Source organism: Nocardioides islandensis (assembly GCF_015352455.1).
Classification (GTDB): domain Bacteria; phylum Actinomycetota; class Actinomycetes; order Propionibacteriales; family Nocardioidaceae; genus Nocardioides; species Nocardioides islandensis.
In genome coordinates, this window is record NZ_JADKPN010000008.1 from 200,113 (window position 1) to 217,382 (window position 17,270).

Sequence of the window (17,270 nt, forward strand, 5' to 3'; positions counted from 1 at the left end):
GTCCCGCGTCACTGGCCGCTGTGCACCGGACCGTCTGACCAGCCGACGCGGCGGGCGAGCGCCGCGACCTCGCGCCGCGAGGACGTCTGGGTCTTGCGCAGCAGGTTCGAGACGTGCACGCTCACCGTCTTCTCGCTGATGAACAGCTCGGCGGCGATCTCGGCGTAGGTCCGGTCCGCGACCAGGTGACCGAGCACCTCCACCTCTCGCGCCGTGAGGCCGGCGAAGGCGCGCGACACGGCCGGTGCCTCCACCGGCGCGGCCAGCGAGATCCGTGCGAGCCCGGCGAGCTCCTCGACCGCGACCGCCAGCGGGGCCGCACGTTGCTCCGCGGCGTACGCGTGGGCCGATCTCATCATCCGCGCCGCCTCGTCCCGGCCGGTGCCGGACTCCACCAGGGCCGCGGCCAGCCGCACGGCCGCGCGGTGCTGCTCCCACCGCATGCCTGCGGTCTCGGCCGCCCGGACCGCCTCCCGCCAGCGGTCGACCCGGTCGTCCTCGTCGTGGACCCGGCCGACCTCGGCCAGGAACAGGGCCCCTCGCGCCCGTGCCACCCGGTCGCGGTCCTCGACGGGTTCGAAGGGAGTGCCTGGCAACCCCGCCCGCGTCTCCAGGAGCCGGTCCAGGGACTGTCGGTGACTCCGGACGGCATCCGGGTCGCGGTCGTCCGTCGCCCGTTGCACCAGCTCAGCGACGGCCCGGGCGGCCCCGATGAGCATCGCGTCCATGGTGGCGGGATCACCGGTGTTGATCGGAAGAGTGCGCTCCACCAGGGCCAGGGCCTCGTCGGGACGGCCCAGCGCGACCAGGATCTCGGTCAGCAGCGGTCCGGCGTCCACGCCGCGCCGGTCCTCCAGGAACGGCATCACCTCGTAGGCCCGGACCCGGTGCTGCTCCGCGGCGTCGAGGGCTCCGCGCCGCACGGCCAGCACGGCGGCCGCCAGCCGCGCCGTGACCTCGAAGTACGCCGAGTCCGCTCGCGCCAGGGCGGACCGCACCTGCGCGTCCAGGCCGACGAGATCGCCCCTGTCCAGCAGTAGCTGGGAGAGGACCTGACGCGGCCACTCCCAGCCCGCACCGCCGACGCTGCGGTCCAGGTCCAGCCACTCCTGGACATAGCCCACGAGCACGTCCAGGTCCCCGGACGTCTGGTGGACCCACCACCCGGCCAGGAACACGAGCTCCATGAGGTCGGGGTCTCCGGAAGCCTCGGCGTGCGCTCGTGCCGTCTCCGCATCGCGAGCCGCCTGCACGAGATCCGCCCCGAGGGTCATCATCGCCCTGGTGGCGTACGCGAGTGCCAGGGCGGCACCCGACCCGACCCGCTCCGCGGCCTCCACGGCAACACCGGCGGCCACGGCGGCCTCCTCGGGCCGCCCCGACCAGTAGAGGTTCTCGGCCGTCCACGTCAACGCATCGACGTGCTCACTGCTGTCGGGGTCGGCGAGGGTGAGACGCACCACGTCGTCGGTGATGTCCTGGCCGATCGACTCGATCAGGCCGAGCTCCCACGAGAGGTCCTCGTGGGTCATCCGGAGCTTCGCCGCCCACAACGGCTCAAGAGTCTCGTCCAGGCGCTCACGAGCCCGGCCGATGAGGCGCCACGCGTCCTGCTTGCGCCCCGCGCGCTCGCACACCCGACCGGCTCGCTCCAGCAGCCGCACCTCGGCGTCGAGGTCGTCGCGGTCGGGTGACCCCGTCTCCCACAGGGCGACGGCCCGGCTGAGGAAGTCGGCCGCCTCGTGCCGCACCCGAAGTTCCAGCGCGACGTCGGCCGCCCGGAGCAGCGTGGCGAAGGCCTCCGGGTGTGCGCCGGCCAGCTCCTGGTGCGTCGCCAGGTCCCCGAGGCGACGCAGCTCGTCCACCCCCTCCCCCGTCGTCCCGGCGAGGAGTCCGGCCCACGCCGCGTGCACCGGTCCGGCCTCTCCCGGGAGGTAGGTCTCCACCAGGACCTCGGCCAGCAGCGGGTGCCGGAACCAGAGGAGGTCTCCCTCGAGCACCGTCACGCGGGCGTCGACCGCCTCCCGCAGCCCCTCGGTCGCCGGCAGACCGAGGTCTGCGGCCACCGCTGACAGCGTCGCGACCGGCGTCGGGCGTCCCGCCACGGCGAGCACACGGGTCATCGCGCGGGTGCCCGGATCGAGTGCCTGCCAGCTGTCCAGGAGAGCGCGGCGCAGCTCGTCCGGCAGGGCGTCGGCGCCGTCCACCCCGCCCGTCGCCGCCTGCCGGACCAGCAGCTCGGTGAAGTACGGGTTGCCCTGAGAGCGTGCGAACACCTCCTCGAGCAGGCCGGGAGGCGGCTCACCCTCCATCAGGGCCGTGAGCTGCCGCTCGGTCCCCTCGCGGTCCAGCCGACCGACGTCGAGCGCGTGGGTCCCCGGGAGACGTCGGAGGCCGTCGAGCCAGTGCTGGAACCGCTCGTCACGCACGCCGTCCTCGCGCTGGGTCGCGAGGAGAGCGAGCGACTGCTCACCGAACCCGGCCACCAGGTAGGTCAATGCATCCCAGGTCGACGGGTCGGCCCACTGCACGTCGTCGACCACCAGCAGCGTCGGGCTGCGAGCCACGATCCTCCCGATGAGCGCGTCGACGACGGTCATCAACGGCGCCGGGGACTCCGGCGGTGGCGCGCCCAACGAGGGCAGCACCCTGGCCGCGGCCGGGATCTCGTCGAGGAGCCGGGTCCGCTCCGCCTCGCCGGCCGACCGGAGCCACCCCTCCAGCGCGAGGACGAGCGGGTGGTAGGCCGCCTCGACGGCACCGAAGCGCAGGCCCTGGCCCCACAAGAGCTGGGCGCCGTCGGCGCGGACCTCGTCGACCACCGCGCGCACCAGGGTCGTCTTGCCCACCCCGGACTCACCACGCACGACGACCGCCTGCGGGGTGCCGCCGACCCCACGCCGGACGATGTCGAGCAGGGTCCGGAGCTCGGAGTCGCGCCCGCTCAGCGCCGCCGGCTTCACCGGACCAGTGTGCGGTGCCGGGCCGGCGCTGTCTCTTCGGTTCCGGCCCCCCGGCTGACGTCATACGATCTGGTCGCCTTGGCGACCACTTCGCACGACGTCCTGGAGGCGACGATGCCCGGCCCGCGCGACTTCGACCCCGTGAAGGTCGGCAACCTCGAGACCGACGCGTGGGCGGCGTACTACCGCCACGAGTGGCGGACCTTCCTGACGGCGGCCGTGGGCATGGTCGGTGCGGGGTTCGGGATGGGTCGGCGCAGGACGCTGTACGGCGCGTACCTGGTGCTGCGCGCGAACCAGAAGTGGGCGCCGTACCCGGACAACGACCCGGACGCCTGCCGCGACCTCATGCGGCGGTTCTACCTGCTGGTCGCCCGCGACAGCCGGGACCTGCACATCGACCCGGCGACGGCGGCGAGGCTGGAGGTCGAGTGGTGGCGGCTGCACCGCGCGCACCAGCACGACCCAGGCGTGCCGGGCTCCGAGCTGGAGCAGTCGCTCGTCGACCTCTACGCCTACGTGTACGACGCGGACCCGGAAGACGTGCGCCCGGCCGCGGCCGCGCGGGTCGAGGCGATGGACATCAGCGACGCCTGGGTGGCGAACGGCTGCGACCGGCTGGACCCGCTGCTCGCGCAGGAGCGGCGTGCCCTGGTCGAGTCGTACACCGCCCTACGGCGGGCCGTCGGACCCTGAGAGCCGCAGGATCCGGTCGTCGCCGCCGTCCGCGCGGCCGCGGCCGTCGCGGTTGCTGGTGGTGATCCAGAGGGAGCCGTCCGGGGCGGCCTGGACGTTGCGCAGCCGGCCGTACTGGTCCTGGAGCAGCGGCTCGGGGTCACCGCCGTCGAGCGGGACCCGCCAGAGGCGCTGACCCCGCAGGGCCCCGACGTAGGCGACGTCGCCCACGATCGCGATCCCCGAGGGGCTGGCCTCGTCGGTCGTCCAGGTGACGACGGGGTTCGTGTACGCCGGGTCGTCGCCCATGCCCTCGACGACCGGCCAGCCGTAGTTCTTGCCGGGTTCGATGAGGTTGACCTCGTCCCAGGTGTTCTGCCCGAACTCGGGGGCGTACATGGCCCCCGACGAGTCCCAGGCGAGCCCCTGCACGTTGCGGTGTCCCATCGACCAGACGAGCGAGTGCGGGTCGGGGTTGGCCGGCGAGAGCGGCGGTTGGCCGGTCGTCGTCATCCGCAGGATCTTGCCGTTCAGGCTGGCCGGGTCCTGGGCCCGGTCGGGGACACCGGCGTCCCCCACCCCGACGTACAGCTGCCCGTCCGGGCCGAACGCGAGCCCGCCGCCGTCGTGGATGCTCGCCTTCGCCAGCCCCTCGAGGATCACCTGCAGGTCGTAGATGCCGGTGCCGCTCGGGTCGAGGTGGAACCTCACGACCCGGTTGTCGGACGCGGTCGTGAGGTAGGCGTAGACGAACGCGTGGCCGGAGTGGATGAAGAGCGGGTCCAGCGCGATCCCGAGCAGCCCACCCTCGCCGTCGTCGGCGACGTCCGGCACGGTCGCCACCAGCTCGGCGTCGCCGCCCTCGGCGGGCACCTGGTAGAGCCGCCCGGTCGTGCGCTCGCCGACCAGCGCGTCGCCGTCGGGCAGGAACGCCAGCCCCCACGGCACCTCGAGCCCGGTGACGAGCACCTCGGCGTCGCCGTTCGCGTGGTCGGCGCGACCGGACCACCACAGCACCCCGACGACGACGAGCGCCGCCAGGCCGACGGTGGCGACCACCCGCGAGAGCACCCTCACACGGGAAAGTGTGGCCTACACGCGGTCGAGGAACGCCAGGATGCGCTGGGTGACGAGGGCGGCCGAGTCGGCGTCGTACGACGGCAGGCTGCGGTCGGTGAACAGGTGCTGCTGCACGGGGTAGACGAAGAGCTCCGCGCGCTCGCCGAGGAGCTCGACGGCCTGGTCGGCGAAGGGGCGGTCCTCCTGGAAGTACTCGTCGCCCTCGCCGCCGTGGATCTGCAGCGGCACGCCGTCGGGGTACGGGCCGACCGCCCACTCGCCCTCGATGGGCAGCGCGGACTCGATCATCACCAGACCCTTGGCGCCGGGACGGGTGACGGCCAGCTGCAGGGCCGGCGGCACGCCGTAGGAGATCCCGGCGTACACCAGGCCCTCCGGCAGCCCCTCGACCGCGGCGGCCACGCGCTGGTCGACGACGCCGTCCTCGAGGCCCTTGACGTAGCCGAACCCGTCCTCGATCGACTCGAACGTGTGGCCGTCGAAGAGGTCCGGCGTGTGCACGGTGTGCCCGCCGGTCCGCAGGTCGTCGGCGAACGCCGTCACCCCGTCGGTCAGTCCCTGCACGTGGTGGAAGAGCACGACGTCGGTCATTGCCTAGACTCCTTCTCATCGAACGACTGTCCTCGAATGATCCAACAATCTAGAATGTTCTAACAATGTCGGTCAACCCTGCGCCCCAGATCCCGGACTACGACCTCGACGACATGGTCGTGGTCACGGAGCCGGCGCAGCTGCGCGCCCTGGCCGACGACCTGCGCGGGTCGTTGCTCGAGCTGGTCCTGGAGCGGGCCGCGACGGTGACCGAGCTGGCGCAGGCGGTCGGGCGGCCCAAGAGCACCGTCGCGTACCACGTGAACCTGCTCGTCGACGCCGGCCTGTTCAAGGTGGTGCGGACCCAGCGGGTGCGGGCGATCGAGGAGCGCTACTACGGACGGGTCGCGCGCACGATCTACATCGGCGCGCTGGCCTCCGACGAGGACATCGCGCTGATCGCCAACATCGACGGTCTCGCCACGGCGTACGGCGAGTCCCGCCGCGCCAAGGAGATCGACGACCTGCGCTGCACCCTCGTCCACGCCCGCATCGCCCGCGACGACGTCCGCGCCTTCTGGGCCGAGGTCCAGGAGGTCGCCCGCCGCTTCGCCCAGATCCCCCGCGCCGGCGACCAGGTCTACGGCTTCGTCGCGGGCCTCTACCCCACCGACGCCCCCACGCTCCCCGAGAAGGAGTCCTAGGGCCGAGTTGCGCCCCCGGCACCGCCGAGTTGCGCCCCCGGCACCGCCGAGTTGCGCCCCCGGCACCGCCGAGTTGCGCTCCCGGCACAACGGCGGGCTTCCGAGGCGCAACTCGCACGTACCCGGGGCGCAACTCGCACGTACCCGGGGCGCAACTCGCACGTACCCGGGGCGCAACTCGCACGTACCCGGGGCGCAACTCGCACGTACCCGGGGCGCAGCTCAGGCGGATGACACGATGACACGCATGCCGCACCCGAAGCCGGTCGCCCGACGCATGTTCGAGCTCACCGAGCCGATCTCGCTGGTCAACTTCTTCTCGCCGGAGCCCAACGACGCGATGACCGCCCTGGGTCTGCGCGACAACTACTGGGACGGGTACTTCGCCGGCCGCTCGGCGCCGCTCGGCCGCGTCCCCGCCGAGGTGGTGCACGCCGCCTTCTACAACTTCGGCCCCGGCGAGGCGGCCCGTCACATCCCGAGGGTCTGGGAGACCACGACGCCCGAGGCGGCGCACGCCGCCCGGCAGCAGGGCTGCGTCGCGGCGCTGCGGAAGATCCTCGGCCACCTCACCGGGACACCCGGCCTCGCGCGCGCCGCGGATCTCCTCGCGAAGGCCTCCACCAGCGCCCCGACCAACGGCCGCGTGATGTACGCCGGCCTCCGCACGCTCCCGATGCCCGAGGAGCCCGTGACCCGTCTCTGGCACGCCGCCAACATGCTGCGCGAGCACCGTGGGGACGGCCACATCGTGGCGCTGGTGTCCGAGCAGGTGAGTGGCACCGAGTCGCACGTCCTGAGCGCCCTCGACATGGGCATCCACCCCGCGGAGTCGTTCGGCCGGATCCACCACCTCCCCCAGGCCTACCTGGCCGAGGTCATGGACGGCCTGCGCGACCGCGGCCTCCTCGACGCCGACGGCCGCTTCACCGACGCCGGGCGAGCGACGAAGGACCGGATCGAGGCGCTGACCGACGCGCTCGCCGAGGCGCCGTACGACGGCCTCGAGCCGCCCGAGCTCGACGAGCTGGTCGCGTCCCTCGAGCCCATCACGCAACGCCTCGAGGAGACGGGGTCGAACTCGGAGGAGGCCTGAGCGCGCTCAGAACCGAATGGTGAGCTCGGCCGTGACCTCGTCGCCGACGGTGATGCCGGCGGGCTTGCGGACGGCGTCCTTGAGCGGCAGCAGGTACCCGCCGTCCTTGGGGAACAGCGACGTCTCGAACGCGACCTCGTCGATCACGGCCGAGACCGGGATGACGCCCCAGCCGTACGTCGCCAGCCGGCGGACGTCGTGCACGTCCTCGGCGGCCTCCTCGGTGAGCGGGAGGTAGTAGTAGGGCGCGGGCCCGCGCCACTCGATCACCACGTTCGTGAACGTCAGCTCCACTGGCTCGACCCCCTGGGTCAGTCTTGCGCCTCGAGGACCGCCAGGTCCCGCTCGGCGTACACCCGGTGGTACCACTCCTCGTTGAGCACGGTGAGCAGGCAGTCCCGCACCGAGAAGGTGGCTCCCTCGAGCGGCCAGCCCGGCCCGACGCAGGGGTCGGTCTCCCGCTCGAGCTCGGCCTCGGTCAGGTCGTCGACGACGCGGCGTACGAGCGCCATGGCGTCCTGCCGGATCGCCAGCGCCTCGTCGAGCGACGGCCGGGCGTCCCGGTCCTGCGGGATCTGGAGGTCCCGGAAGGTGTCCCACTGCAGCGACAGCGGGTGCCAGGGCGACGGGTCACCCAGCACGGCCCGCCCGACCCACGACTCACTGGCGAACGCGAGGTGCCGCAGGGTCTGCACGAACGACCACTCGCCCTCGACCGACTCGTGCAGCCGGTCCGGCGGCAGGCGGCGAGCCCGGTCGACGGTCGCGCCCCAGCGACGCTCGTTGATCTCCCAGGCGTCGCGGAACCCGTCCGCCGTCGTGGGCTTGAACTTCGTCCGGTCCGGATCACGCCGGTTCAGCTCGGCCTCGATGATCGGGCCGACCTCGACGCCGTTGATGACCAGCGATCCGATCTCGCCGTCGATGCGCGTGTTGTCGATCCCCACCCCGCGCATCAGCACGCCGTTCATGTCGCTCTCGCGGATGGTCGAGCCGTCGAACAGCACGAGCCTGAAGCTCGACCCCGAGAGGTCGGTCTTCTCGTACGTCGATCCGGTCAGGTCCTGGAAGCCCTCGATCATGCCGCCAGGTTAGGAGGTGATCCGGACGTCGCCCGTCCTGATGGCCTCCTGCACGCCCGCCTCCTCGGCGGACACCCGGTTCGCCCGGCGTTCGGCGGACACCACGATCGCGACCGCCCCGACGACGATGCCGCCGCCGATGACGATCGGCAGCGTGACCGGCTCGGAGAGGATCAGCCAGCCCAGGAACACGGCCACGACCGGGTTCACGTAGGCGTAGGTCGCGACCAGCGAGATCGGCGCGACGCCCAGCACCCACACGTACGCCGTGAACGCCACCACCGACCCGAACGTCACCAGGTAGGCCCAGGCCAGCCAGGCGTCCAGTGGCGCGGCCACCGGGAGCAGGTGCTCGCCCCGGAACGCCGCCAGCAGCAGCAGCCACAGCGAGCCGAACAGCATCTCGTAGACCGTCAGCACGAACGCGTCCTTCGGCAGCGGCAGCCGCGGCGTCGACCACGAGCCCAGCGACCAGAACACCGTCGCGGACATGACGACGAGGCTGGCCCCGATCTTCACCTCGCCGCCGAGGCCGGACGAGGCGATGAGCAGCACCAGCCCACCGAAGCCCAGGAGGGTGCCGAGCGTCGTACGTCGGGTGGGCCGGTCGCCCGCCACCCGCCGGTAGACGATCACCCACAGCGGCACGGCGGCGATCAGCAGCGCGGCCACGCCCGACGGCGTGCCCATGTGCTCCCCCAACGTCACCAGTCCGTTGCCGAGGGCCGGCAGCAGCAGGCCGAGGACCGCACACCCGACCAGCTCGCGCGGCGTCGCGCGCAGCCGCCGCACCCCGCTCCGGGCAGCCAGGATCGCGCCGAGCAGCAGGCCGGCGACGAGGTAGCGCCAGCTCGCGGACGCCAGCGGCGGGAGGTCCTCCACCATCACCCGGATGGCGAGGTACGTGGAGCCCCAGACGACGTAGACGATGCCCAGGGCGACCGCGACCAGCCACGCCGCCGGCGCCACGGCCGTCGGCAGTGTCACATGCGTCTGATCGGTTTGCTCCTGTCGCACACCGTCAGCCTAGGTGCGCGCACCGACGTTCCCCGAGTGGTTTCCGGACAACGAACCGCGATTTCCGGACGCTTCGACGTGCTCAGCGGAGCCTGCGAGTCAGCCGGTGACGCGCAGGGTGAACCACGAGGACTTGAGCCCGACGCGCAGCCGGAAGTCCTCGCCGGTCGTCTGTACCGAGCCGCCCGTGCCGGTGAGGGTCATCGTCGTGGCCCGGCCGCCCCACTCGCCGTTGCCGTCGCGCGAGTCGACCGCGATGGAGGTCAGCGTGCCGACCGCCGGGTAGTTCTTCTCGACGTTGCCCGCGGTGAGGGGCAGGGTCCAGGTCGTGTTCGGGTTGCCGGACCACCCGTCGTACGGGTCCTGCTGCGCGACGAGGTAGGGCACCGAGCCCGCCGCGCTCCAGCCCCCGTTGCTGGAGGAGAACTGGGTGAACGCCGGAGTGCCCTCGGCGTCCCGGCGTACCTGCCCCGCCGTCGCGTCGACGGCGGCGTTGGTCGACGCGTACTCGGCCGTGAAGCCGCCGTAGACCTGGCACGAGGTGGTGTCGCAGATCTGGTAGATCGAGGAGAGGGGGTTCTGCATCTCGTAGGCCGCGTACGTGCGCGCCGCGATCGCCTGGGACTCCAGCGCGGCGGGGTGCCAGGACGTGAAGGTCTCCCGCGGCACCACGCCCTTGAGGTAGCTGTCGAGCGGGAGCCGGTTGACCGTGCGCCGCTTGGGCTTCCCGGGCTTCGGGGCCCGCGACGCCAGCGCGCCGCGGTAGGCGACCTTGCCGTGCGGCAGTACCAGGGTGATGGGCTGGCCGCCCGCGGAGAGCTCGGCGTCGCCCTTCAGGGTCTTCCACGTCACCCAGCGGCCCTTGAAGAACGACACCAGGGTCTTGGTGCCCGAGCCGGCGGCGAGGCGCCACTTGGTCGCACCCTTGTCGGGCAGCGGCGTCTTGGTCCTGGTCGCCAGGTCCCGGACCTTCAGGCCGGGTCGGGCGACGACGATCGTGTTGCTGTCGTTGTCGGCGGTGATCCACACCCGCACCTGGCCGCCGAGCTGCCCGGTCGTCGTACCGGGGTAGTAGAAGTCCATGATCTGCGCGGACGTGAGCCCCTGACGCGCAGCACCCTCCGAGCCGTACTGCGACATCCCGCGCCCGTGCCCGTAGCCGTGGCCGTCGACCGCGATGGTGGAGGTCGGCGTGATCGTCCAGACCTCGCTCTTCCGCGCGACCGGCGCGGCCGCCTCCGCGGGCAGGGCCGCCAGGGTCAGGGCGGCCGCGGTCATGGCGACCAGGGGCAGGGCGGGCAGCGACGTCCGAGTCCGGGGCATGTCGGTTGAGAGTAGCCAGGGCTGGGGAAAGTTCGAGGAACCTCAGGCCGGCAGCTCGCACGCCTTCTTGAACTCGACCTTGCGGCAGGTGTCGGTGCCCGGGCCGCCGTTGGCGACGTCCTTGCCGGCGCCGCCGAACAGGCGGTCGTCGCCCGCGCCGCCCTTGAGGTTGTCATTGCCGAGCGAACCGGTGACGCGGTCGTTGCCGCCGGCCATGGAGGCGAAGACGCTCCCCCCACCGGACAGCAGGACCGTCTCGTCGGCGGCGGTCCCGACCACCCGCCACCGGGGCCCGGTCTCGTCCGGGAAGCCGGCCATCGACAGCTCCTCGACCGCCGCGATGAAGCCGCAGGTCTCCTCGCGGAACCGCACGCCGAACCCGCCCTCCTTCAGGTCCACGTCGACGTGCGCGTGCTTGGCGATCGGGGCGACGTACGGCACCAACAGGTCCTTCCCGCTGCCGCCGGTCACCGACACGCAGGCCTCGCGGCGCATCGCGTAGACGGTGACCAGGTCCGCGCCCGGCCCGCCCTCGACGGTCACCGCGCCGTCCGGCGGCCGGATGACGGTGAGCTCGTCGGCCGAGGCGTCGCCCTCGAGCGTGTCGTGGCCGCCGTACGACGTGATCGTGTCGCGCCCGATCCCGCCGACGAGCACGTCGTCGCCCACCCGGGCACCTCCCGGGCCGTCCACGATGAGGTCGCGCCCGCCACCTCCGTCGACGTGGTCCGATCCGGCCCGGGCGAAGATCTCGTCGCCGGCGGGCGACCCGGTGAGGACGTCGGCGTGGTCGGAGCCGATGAGGGCGAGGAACGGGTGCCTGACGAGCAGGTCCTTCCCGTCGCCCTGCGCGTGGCCGCGACCCTTCGGCGTGCCGAGGGTGACGACGACGCGGAACTTCGAGTCCTTGTAGGACAGCCGGTCGCGCTCCAGGGACCCGAAGGTCTGCTGGCGGTCGTCGTACCCGAGGTCGATCAGGTCGTCACCCGGCCCGCCCTGGATCGAGTCGCCGACCATCAGCCGTACGCCGGCGTCGGACCGTTGCTCCGACCGACCGTCGGCCCCGCCGAAGAGCTTGTCGTCCCCCGGTCCGCCCTGGATGAGGTCGCGGCCGGCGCCACCGCAGATCACGTCCTTGCCGCCACGTCCGTCGACGCGGTCGTCGCCGCCCAGCGCCAGGATCACGTCCTTCTTGTCGGTCCCGCGCAGGTGGTCGTTGCCGTCCGTGCCGAGGATCGTCACCGCGCGGCCCTTGCAGGTCGGCGCCGCCGCGGCCGCGCCCACGGTCGAGGCCGGCGCGGCCGGGATCACGACGGCGGCGGCCAGGAGCGCCATCGTGGCGACAGGAGTGGTCCTCATGGGGACCAACCTGGACCGCCGTCAGACGTGGTGCAACCGGCGCGCCGCCTCGGCGACCGAACCGCTCATCGACGGGTACACCGTGAACGCGTGGGCGAGCTGGTCGGCGGTGAGCCGCTCGGCGACGGCGAGGCTCAGCGGGTGGATCAGCTCGCTGGCGCGCGGCGCCACGATGACGCCGCCGACGACGATGCCGGTGCCGGGCCGGCAGAAGAGCTTGACGAAGCCGTCGCGGACTCCCTGCATCTTGGCGCGGGCGTTGGTGGCCAGCGGCAGCATCACCTGCTCGGCCTGCATCTCCCCCGCGTCCACGGCCCGTTGGGAGACGCCGACGGTCGCGATCTCGGGAGCGGTGAAGACGTTGGACGAGACGGTCGCGAGGTCGAGCGGTGCCACGGCGTCGCCGAGGTAGTGCCACATCGCGATCCGGCCCTGCATGGCCGCGACGGAGGCGAGCATGAGGACGCCGGTGCAGTCGCCCGCGGCGTACACGCCTCGGGCCGAGGTCCGGGAGACGCGGTCGACATCGACGAACCCGTTGGCGTCGAGCAGGACACCTGCTTCCTCGAGTCCCATGTCCTGGGTCAGCGGCACGGAGCCGAGCGCGAGGATGCAGTGCGAGCCCTCGACCGTCCGGCCGTCGGTGAGCGTCACCGTCACGGTGTCCCCGTGCCGCTCGACCGAGGCCATCCGCGACCTCGACAGCACGTTCATCCCGCGCCGGGTGAGCACGTCCTCGAGCACCTTCGCCGCGTCGGCGTCCTCGCCGGGCAGCACGCGGTCGCGGGAGGAGACGAGGGTGACCTCGATGCCGAGCGAGAGGTACGCCGAGGCGAACTCGGCCCCGGTCACGCCGGAGCCCACGACGACGAGGTGCGTGGGCACGTCGTCGAGGTCGTAGACCTGCTCCCACGTGAGGATCCGCTCGCCGTCGGGCTCCGCGGTCGGCAGCGTGCGCGGTGCGGCTCCCGTCGCGACGAGGATGGCGTCGGCGCGGAGCATGCTCTCCCCACCGGGACCGTCCACGGCGACGCGGTCGACCCCGGCCAGCGAGCCGCGCCCGACGACGACGTCCACGCCCTCCTTCTCCAGGCGGCGGCCGATGTCGCCGGACTGGTCGGCGGCCAGCTGCTTGACGCGCTTGTTCACGCGCGGCAGGTCGACGGCGAACGTCGTCGCGACATCGCCCTCGTGGTCGGTCACCCGCACGCCGAGCTCGGCGGCGTCGGCCATGTCCGTCATCAGCTCGGCGGTCGCGATCAGCGTCTTGCTCGGCACGCAGTCGGTCAGCACGGCCGAGCCGCCCAGTCCGTCGGAGTCGACGACGGTCACCTTGGCGCCGAGCTGGGAGGCCACCAGCGCGGCCTCGTAGCCGCCGGGACCGCCCCCGACGATCACGACCCGGTGCGGCGCCCGCTCCACGTGACGGCTCTCCCGCTCAGAGGTTGATCATGTGGCCGGCGATGCCGTGGATGGCTTCCTTGACGGCCTCGGTCAGCGTCGGGTGCGCGAAGATGTTGCGCGACACCTCGTCGGCCGTCAGGTCCCACTGCTGCGCCAGCGTCAGCACCGGCAGCAGCTCGGTCACGTCCGGGCCGATCATGTGGGCGCCGAGGATCTCGTTGTACTGCGCGTCCGCGACCACCTTCACGAAGCCGACGGCCTCGCCCAGACCCTGCGCCTTGCCGCTGGCGCTGAACGGGAAGGTGGCCGTCTTGACGTCGTACCCCTTCTCCTTCGCCTGCGCCTCGCTGTAGCCGAAGGACCCGATCTGCGGCTGGCAGTACGTCGCCCTCGGGACCATGTCGAAGTTGATCGGCATGGTCTCGGCGCCGGCGATCGTCTCGGCGGCCACGATGCCCATCGCCTCGGCGACGTGGGCGAGCATGAACTTCCCGGTCACGTCGCCGATGGCGTAGACGTTCGGCACGTTGGTGCGCATGTACTCGTCGATCGCGATGGCGCCACGCTCGGTCGTCTGCACGCCGGTCGCCTCGAGGCCGTAGCCCTCCAGGCGCGGGGCGAACCCGAACGCCGCGAGCATCTTGTCCGCCTCCAGCACCTGCGAGTCGCCGCCGGCGGCGGGGCTGACCGTGACGCGGACGCCGGAGCCGGTGTCCTCGACGTTCTCGACCTTGGTCGAGAGCAGGACCTTCACGCCCAGCTTCTTGTAGTGCTTGAGCAGCTCCTTGGAGACCGCCTCGTCCTCGGTGGGGACCATCCGGTCGAGGAACTCCACGATCGTCACGTCGACGCCGAAGTTCTTCATCACGTAGGCGAACTCCACGCCGATCGCGCCCGAGCCACCGATGATGACGGAGCCGGGCAGGTTCTCGTCGAGGATCTGCTCCTCGTAGGTCACGACGTTCTGGCTGACCTGCATGCCCGGCAGCATCCGCACGGTCGCCCCGGTGGCGATGATCAGGTTGTCGAACGTGTAGGACGTCGTGCCGCCCTCGTGGTCCTTGACCTCGATGTCGTTGCGGCCGGTGAGCGTGCCCCAGCCGTCGATCTCGGTGATCTTGTTCTTCTTCATCAGGAAGTGGACGCCCTTGACGATGCCGGCGCTCACCTGGCGGGAGCGCGCGTGCGTGGGGCCGAACTTCATGGTGGCGTCGCCCTCGATGCCGAACTTGTCCTTCTCGCTCGTGAGGACGTGGGCGAGCTCGGCGTTCCTCAGCAGGGCCTTGGACGGGATGCAGCCGACGTTGAGGCAGACCCCGCCCCAGTACTTGTCCTCGACGACCGCCACGGACTGGCCGAGCTGGGCCGCCCGGATCGCCGCGACGTACCCGCCCGGGCCGGCACCCAGCACCAACACGTTGAAGTGAGTCACGCGCCCACCCTATTGCCGCTGCGAGGGAAGGCCGATTCCAGCCTTTAGGCTTGCGGCTCGTGACGCTGTACGCCGCCTACGGGTCGAACCTCGACCCCGCACGGATGGGCCTGCGTTGCCCGCACTCCCCTCTCCAGACGACCGGCTGGCTGACCGGCTGGCGGCTCACGTTCGGTGGGGAGGACCTCGGTTGGGACGGCGCGCTGTCGACGATCGTGGAGGACCCGATCGACCAGGTCTTCGTGGCGGTCTACGACGTCACCCGCGAGGACGAGTCGAGCCTGGACGGCTGGGAGTCGGCCGAGACCGGGCTCTACCGCAAGACCAAGGTCCGGGTCTCCACGATGAGCGGTGAGCTGCTGGTGTGGACCTACGTCCTCGACGCCTACGAGGGCGGCCTGCCCAGCGCGTCGTACCTCGGCGTCCTCGCCGATGCCGCGGAGGCCGCGGACGCCCCCGCCGACTACGTGGCCGCCCTCCGCCGTCGCCCTTGCCGGTCGACCGGCCTGTAGCGCCACGTACGCCGGTCGAGGAGGGCCGAAGGCCCGTCACGAGACCCCGTGACGTACCGACCTACCGCTCGCCCGGTCTCGTGACGGTCGCTGCGCGACCTCCTCGACCAGCGAGAGCGACCATTAGGGTGCCGCCCATGACGCACGCCGACGACACGTCCTCGCCGTACGCACTGGCGGAGCAGGCCGCGGCCGCGCTGGCCGAGAAGACCGGGATCGAGAAGCACGACGTCGCCCTGGTGCTGGGCTCCGGCTGGCTGCCGGCCGTCGACGCGCTGGGCGAGGCCACGGCCGAGATCGCCACCACCGACCTGCCCGGGTTCTCCGCGGCCGCCGTCACCGGGCACAGCGGCAAGATCCGCAGCGTCCGGTCCGGGGACAAGCAGCTGCTGGTGTTCCTCAGCCGCACGCACTACTACGAGGGCAAGGGCGTCGCGGCGGTCGTGCACGGCGTCCGTACGGCGGCCAAGGCGGGCTGCCGCGCGATCGTGCTCACCAACGGGTGCGGCGGGCTCAAGGAGACGTGGAAGCCGGGCACGCCGGTGCTGATCTCCGACCACATCAACCTCACCGGCCGTTCCCCGATCGAGGGGGCGCACTTCGTCGACCTGACCGACCTGTACTCGAGCCGACTCCGCGCGATGTGCCGCGAGGTGGACCCGAGCCTCGACGAGGGCGTGTACGTGCAGTTCCCCGGCCCCCACTACGAGACCCCGGCCGAGATCGGCATGGTCCGCGCGATCGGCGGCCACCTCGCCGGCATGAGCACCACGCTCGAGGCGATCGCGGCCCGCGAGGCGGGCATGGAGGTCCTGGGCATCAGCCTGGTCACCAACCTCGCCGCCGGCATGTCGGGCGAGCCGCTCAACCACGAGGAGGTCCTCGAGGCGGGCAAGGCCGCGGCCGCCCGGATGGGCGAGCTGCTGACGAGGATCGTGCCGCGGATCTGACCGGAGACTGTCTCCGTATGTGAGACGCCATTTGGCCGGAGCCGATCTCCGGTCTTGGCTCGAGGCATGACCTTGAAGCAACGAACTCTCGGGAGCGCCTCCTCGCTCACCGTCTCCGAGCTCGGCCTCGGCTGCATGAGCATGGCCGGCGCGTACGGCGTCTCCGACGACGCCGACGGCATCGCCACCATCCACCGCGCGATCGACCTGGGCGTCACGTTCTTCGACACCGCCGACATCTACGGTCCGCACACCAACGAGCAGCTGGTCGGCCGGGCCCTGGCCGGCCGGCGCGACGACGTCGTGCTGGCCACCAAGTTCGGCAACGTCCGGGACGCCGACGGCAAGCCGTACGTCGACGGCCGACCGGCGTACGTCCGCGAGGCCATCGACGCCTCGCTCCAGCGGCTGGGCGTGGACCACGTGGACCTCTACTACCAGCACCGCGTCGACAAGACCGTGCCGATCGAGGAGACCGTCGGCGCGATGGCCGAGCTCGTCCAGGCCGGCAAGGTGCGGCACCTCGGCCTGTCCGAGGCCAGCGCGGCCAACATCCGCAAGGCGCACGCCGTGCACCCGATCACCGCGCTGCAGTCCGAGTACAGCCTGTTCACCCGCGACATCGAGGACGAGATCCTGCCGACGATCCGCGAGCTCGGCATCGGCCTGGTGCCCTACTCGCCACTGGGCCGCGGCATCCTCACCGGCAAGACCGACTTCGGCTCGCAGGACGGCGACGGCCGGCTCCAGCGGTTCCCGCGCTTCCAGGGCGACGCGTTCGAGGCCAACCTCGCGCTGGCCGCGAAGGTCGAGGAGCTCGCGCAGGCCAAGGGCGTCGCGCCCGGCCAGCTGGCGCTCGCCTGGGTGCTCGCCCAGGGCGACGACGTCGCGCCGATCCCCGGCACCAAGCGCATCGCGTACCTCGAGGAGAACGTCGGCGCGGCCGACGTCGAGCTGACGCAGGAGGACCTGGACGCGCTCGAGAAGGCCGTGCCCGCCGGCGCGGTGCAGGGTGACCGGTACGCCGACATGGCGCCGATCGACCGCTGATATGTAGGCCAGTCCTGTCAAGGGGCAGGGTGAGGCGCCCGTCCCGATATTCGGGGCGGGCGCCTCGTGCTTCGTCACGCGCGGTGGTGGCT

16 protein-coding genes are annotated in these 17,270 nt (G+C 72.0%); 6 read left to right on the forward strand and 10 right to left on the reverse strand.

Annotated features, from left to right (window positions below; genetic code table 11):
• Positions 1 to 8 precede the first annotated feature (8 nt).
• On the reverse strand, positions 9 to 2,963 hold the full coding sequence (locus ISU07_RS24840) for a helix-turn-helix transcriptional regulator (protein ID WP_194707513.1): 2,955 nt from the start codon (positions 2,961 to 2,963) through the stop codon (positions 9 to 11).
• 78 nt (positions 2,964 to 3,041) lie between these two features.
• On the opposite strand from ISU07_RS24840, the gene ISU07_RS14530 reads away from it, so the two are divergent.
• Positions 3,042 to 3,659: a hypothetical protein gene (locus tag ISU07_RS14530; protein ID WP_228521909.1), complete on the forward strand. Its 618-nt coding sequence runs from the start codon at positions 3,042 to 3,044 to the stop codon at positions 3,657 to 3,659.
• Here the strand turns inward: ISU07_RS14530 and ISU07_RS14535 are convergent.
• Together ISU07_RS14535 and ISU07_RS14540 are read right to left on the reverse strand one after the other, a co-directional pair.
• Positions 3,636 to 4,715 carry a PQQ-dependent sugar dehydrogenase gene (locus tag ISU07_RS14535; protein ID WP_194707514.1) on the reverse strand — a complete coding sequence of 360 codons (1,080 nt, stop codon included), beginning with the start codon at positions 4,713 to 4,715 and terminating at the stop codon, positions 3,636 to 3,638. The two genes, ISU07_RS14530 and ISU07_RS14535, sit on opposite strands and share 24 nt — an antisense overlap.
• 15 nt (positions 4,716 to 4,730) lie before the next feature.
• Positions 4,731 to 5,309, reverse strand: coding sequence for a dienelactone hydrolase family protein (locus ISU07_RS14540; protein ID WP_194707515.1), 579 nt, complete (start codon positions 5,307 to 5,309; stop codon positions 4,731 to 4,733).
• 65 nt (positions 5,310 to 5,374) lie between these two features.
• Here ISU07_RS14540 and ISU07_RS14545 point away from each other — a divergent pair, with 65 nt between their 5' ends.
• Positions 5,375 to 5,953, forward strand: coding sequence for a winged helix-turn-helix domain-containing protein (locus ISU07_RS14545; RefSeq protein ID WP_194707516.1), 579 nt, complete (start codon positions 5,375 to 5,377; stop codon positions 5,951 to 5,953).
• A 247-nt stretch (positions 5,954 to 6,200) separates the two neighbouring features.
• On the forward strand, positions 6,201 to 7,049 hold the full coding sequence (locus tag ISU07_RS14550) for an SCO6745 family protein (protein WP_194707517.1): 849 nt from the start codon (positions 6,201 to 6,203) through the stop codon (positions 7,047 to 7,049).
• 6 nt (positions 7,050 to 7,055) lie between these two features.
• Here ISU07_RS14550 and ISU07_RS14555 read toward each other — a convergent pair whose 3' ends face one another.
• From ISU07_RS14555 to lpdA, 7 genes are all read right to left on the reverse strand, one after another.
• Positions 7,056 to 7,343, reverse strand: a complete 288-nt coding sequence (locus ISU07_RS14555) for a DUF1905 domain-containing protein (protein WP_194707518.1) — start codon at positions 7,341 to 7,343, stop codon at positions 7,056 to 7,058.
• Between the two features lie 17 nt (positions 7,344 to 7,360).
• The gene (locus tag ISU07_RS14560) at positions 7,361 to 8,131 is read right to left on the reverse strand and encodes a DinB family protein (protein ID WP_194707519.1); all 771 of its coding nucleotides are present in this window, start codon (positions 8,129 to 8,131) and stop codon (positions 7,361 to 7,363) included.
• A gap of 9 nt (positions 8,132 to 8,140) precedes the next feature.
• Positions 8,141 to 9,118 (reverse strand): EamA family transporter, encoded by a 978-nt coding sequence (locus ISU07_RS14565; RefSeq protein ID WP_323742624.1) that lies wholly within the window; start codon positions 9,116 to 9,118, stop codon positions 8,141 to 8,143.
• A gap of 129 nt (positions 9,119 to 9,247) precedes the next feature.
• Complete coding sequence (locus tag ISU07_RS14570) at positions 9,248 to 10,471, reverse strand: SpoIID/LytB domain-containing protein (RefSeq protein WP_194707520.1); 1,224 nt, start codon at positions 10,469 to 10,471, stop codon at positions 9,248 to 9,250.
• A gap of 42 nt (positions 10,472 to 10,513) precedes the next feature.
• The gene (locus tag ISU07_RS14575) at positions 10,514 to 11,830 is read right to left on the reverse strand and encodes a calcium-binding protein (protein WP_194707521.1); all 1,317 of its coding nucleotides are present in this window, start codon (positions 11,828 to 11,830) and stop codon (positions 10,514 to 10,516) included.
• A gap of 21 nt (positions 11,831 to 11,851) precedes the next feature.
• Positions 11,852 to 13,252: an NAD(P)H-quinone dehydrogenase gene (locus ISU07_RS14580; RefSeq protein WP_323742625.1), complete on the reverse strand. Its 1,401-nt coding sequence runs from the start codon at positions 13,250 to 13,252 to the stop codon at positions 11,852 to 11,854.
• A gap of 16 nt (positions 13,253 to 13,268) precedes the next feature.
• Positions 13,269 to 14,666 (reverse strand): dihydrolipoyl dehydrogenase, encoded by a 1,398-nt coding sequence (lpdA, locus tag ISU07_RS14585; RefSeq protein WP_194707522.1) that lies wholly within the window; start codon positions 14,664 to 14,666, stop codon positions 13,269 to 13,271.
• A 59-nt stretch (positions 14,667 to 14,725) separates the two neighbouring features.
• Here lpdA and ISU07_RS14590 point away from each other — a divergent pair, with 59 nt between their 5' ends.
• The 3 genes from ISU07_RS14590 to ISU07_RS14600 all read left to right on the forward strand — a co-directional run bounded on the left by ISU07_RS14590 (position 14,726) and on the right by ISU07_RS14600 (position 17,178).
• On the forward strand, positions 14,726 to 15,178 hold the full coding sequence (locus ISU07_RS14590; protein ID WP_194707523.1) for a gamma-glutamylcyclotransferase: 453 nt from the start codon (positions 14,726 to 14,728) through the stop codon (positions 15,176 to 15,178).
• Positions 15,179 to 15,315: 137 nt separating this feature from the next.
• Positions 15,316 to 16,128: a purine-nucleoside phosphorylase gene (locus tag ISU07_RS14595; protein ID WP_194707524.1), complete on the forward strand. Its 813-nt coding sequence runs from the start codon at positions 15,316 to 15,318 to the stop codon at positions 16,126 to 16,128.
• A gap of 66 nt (positions 16,129 to 16,194) precedes the next feature.
• Positions 16,195 to 17,178, forward strand: a complete 984-nt coding sequence (locus tag ISU07_RS14600; RefSeq protein WP_194707525.1) for an aldo/keto reductase — start codon at positions 16,195 to 16,197, stop codon at positions 17,176 to 17,178.
• The last annotated feature ends 92 nt before the right edge of the window (positions 17,179 to 17,270 follow it).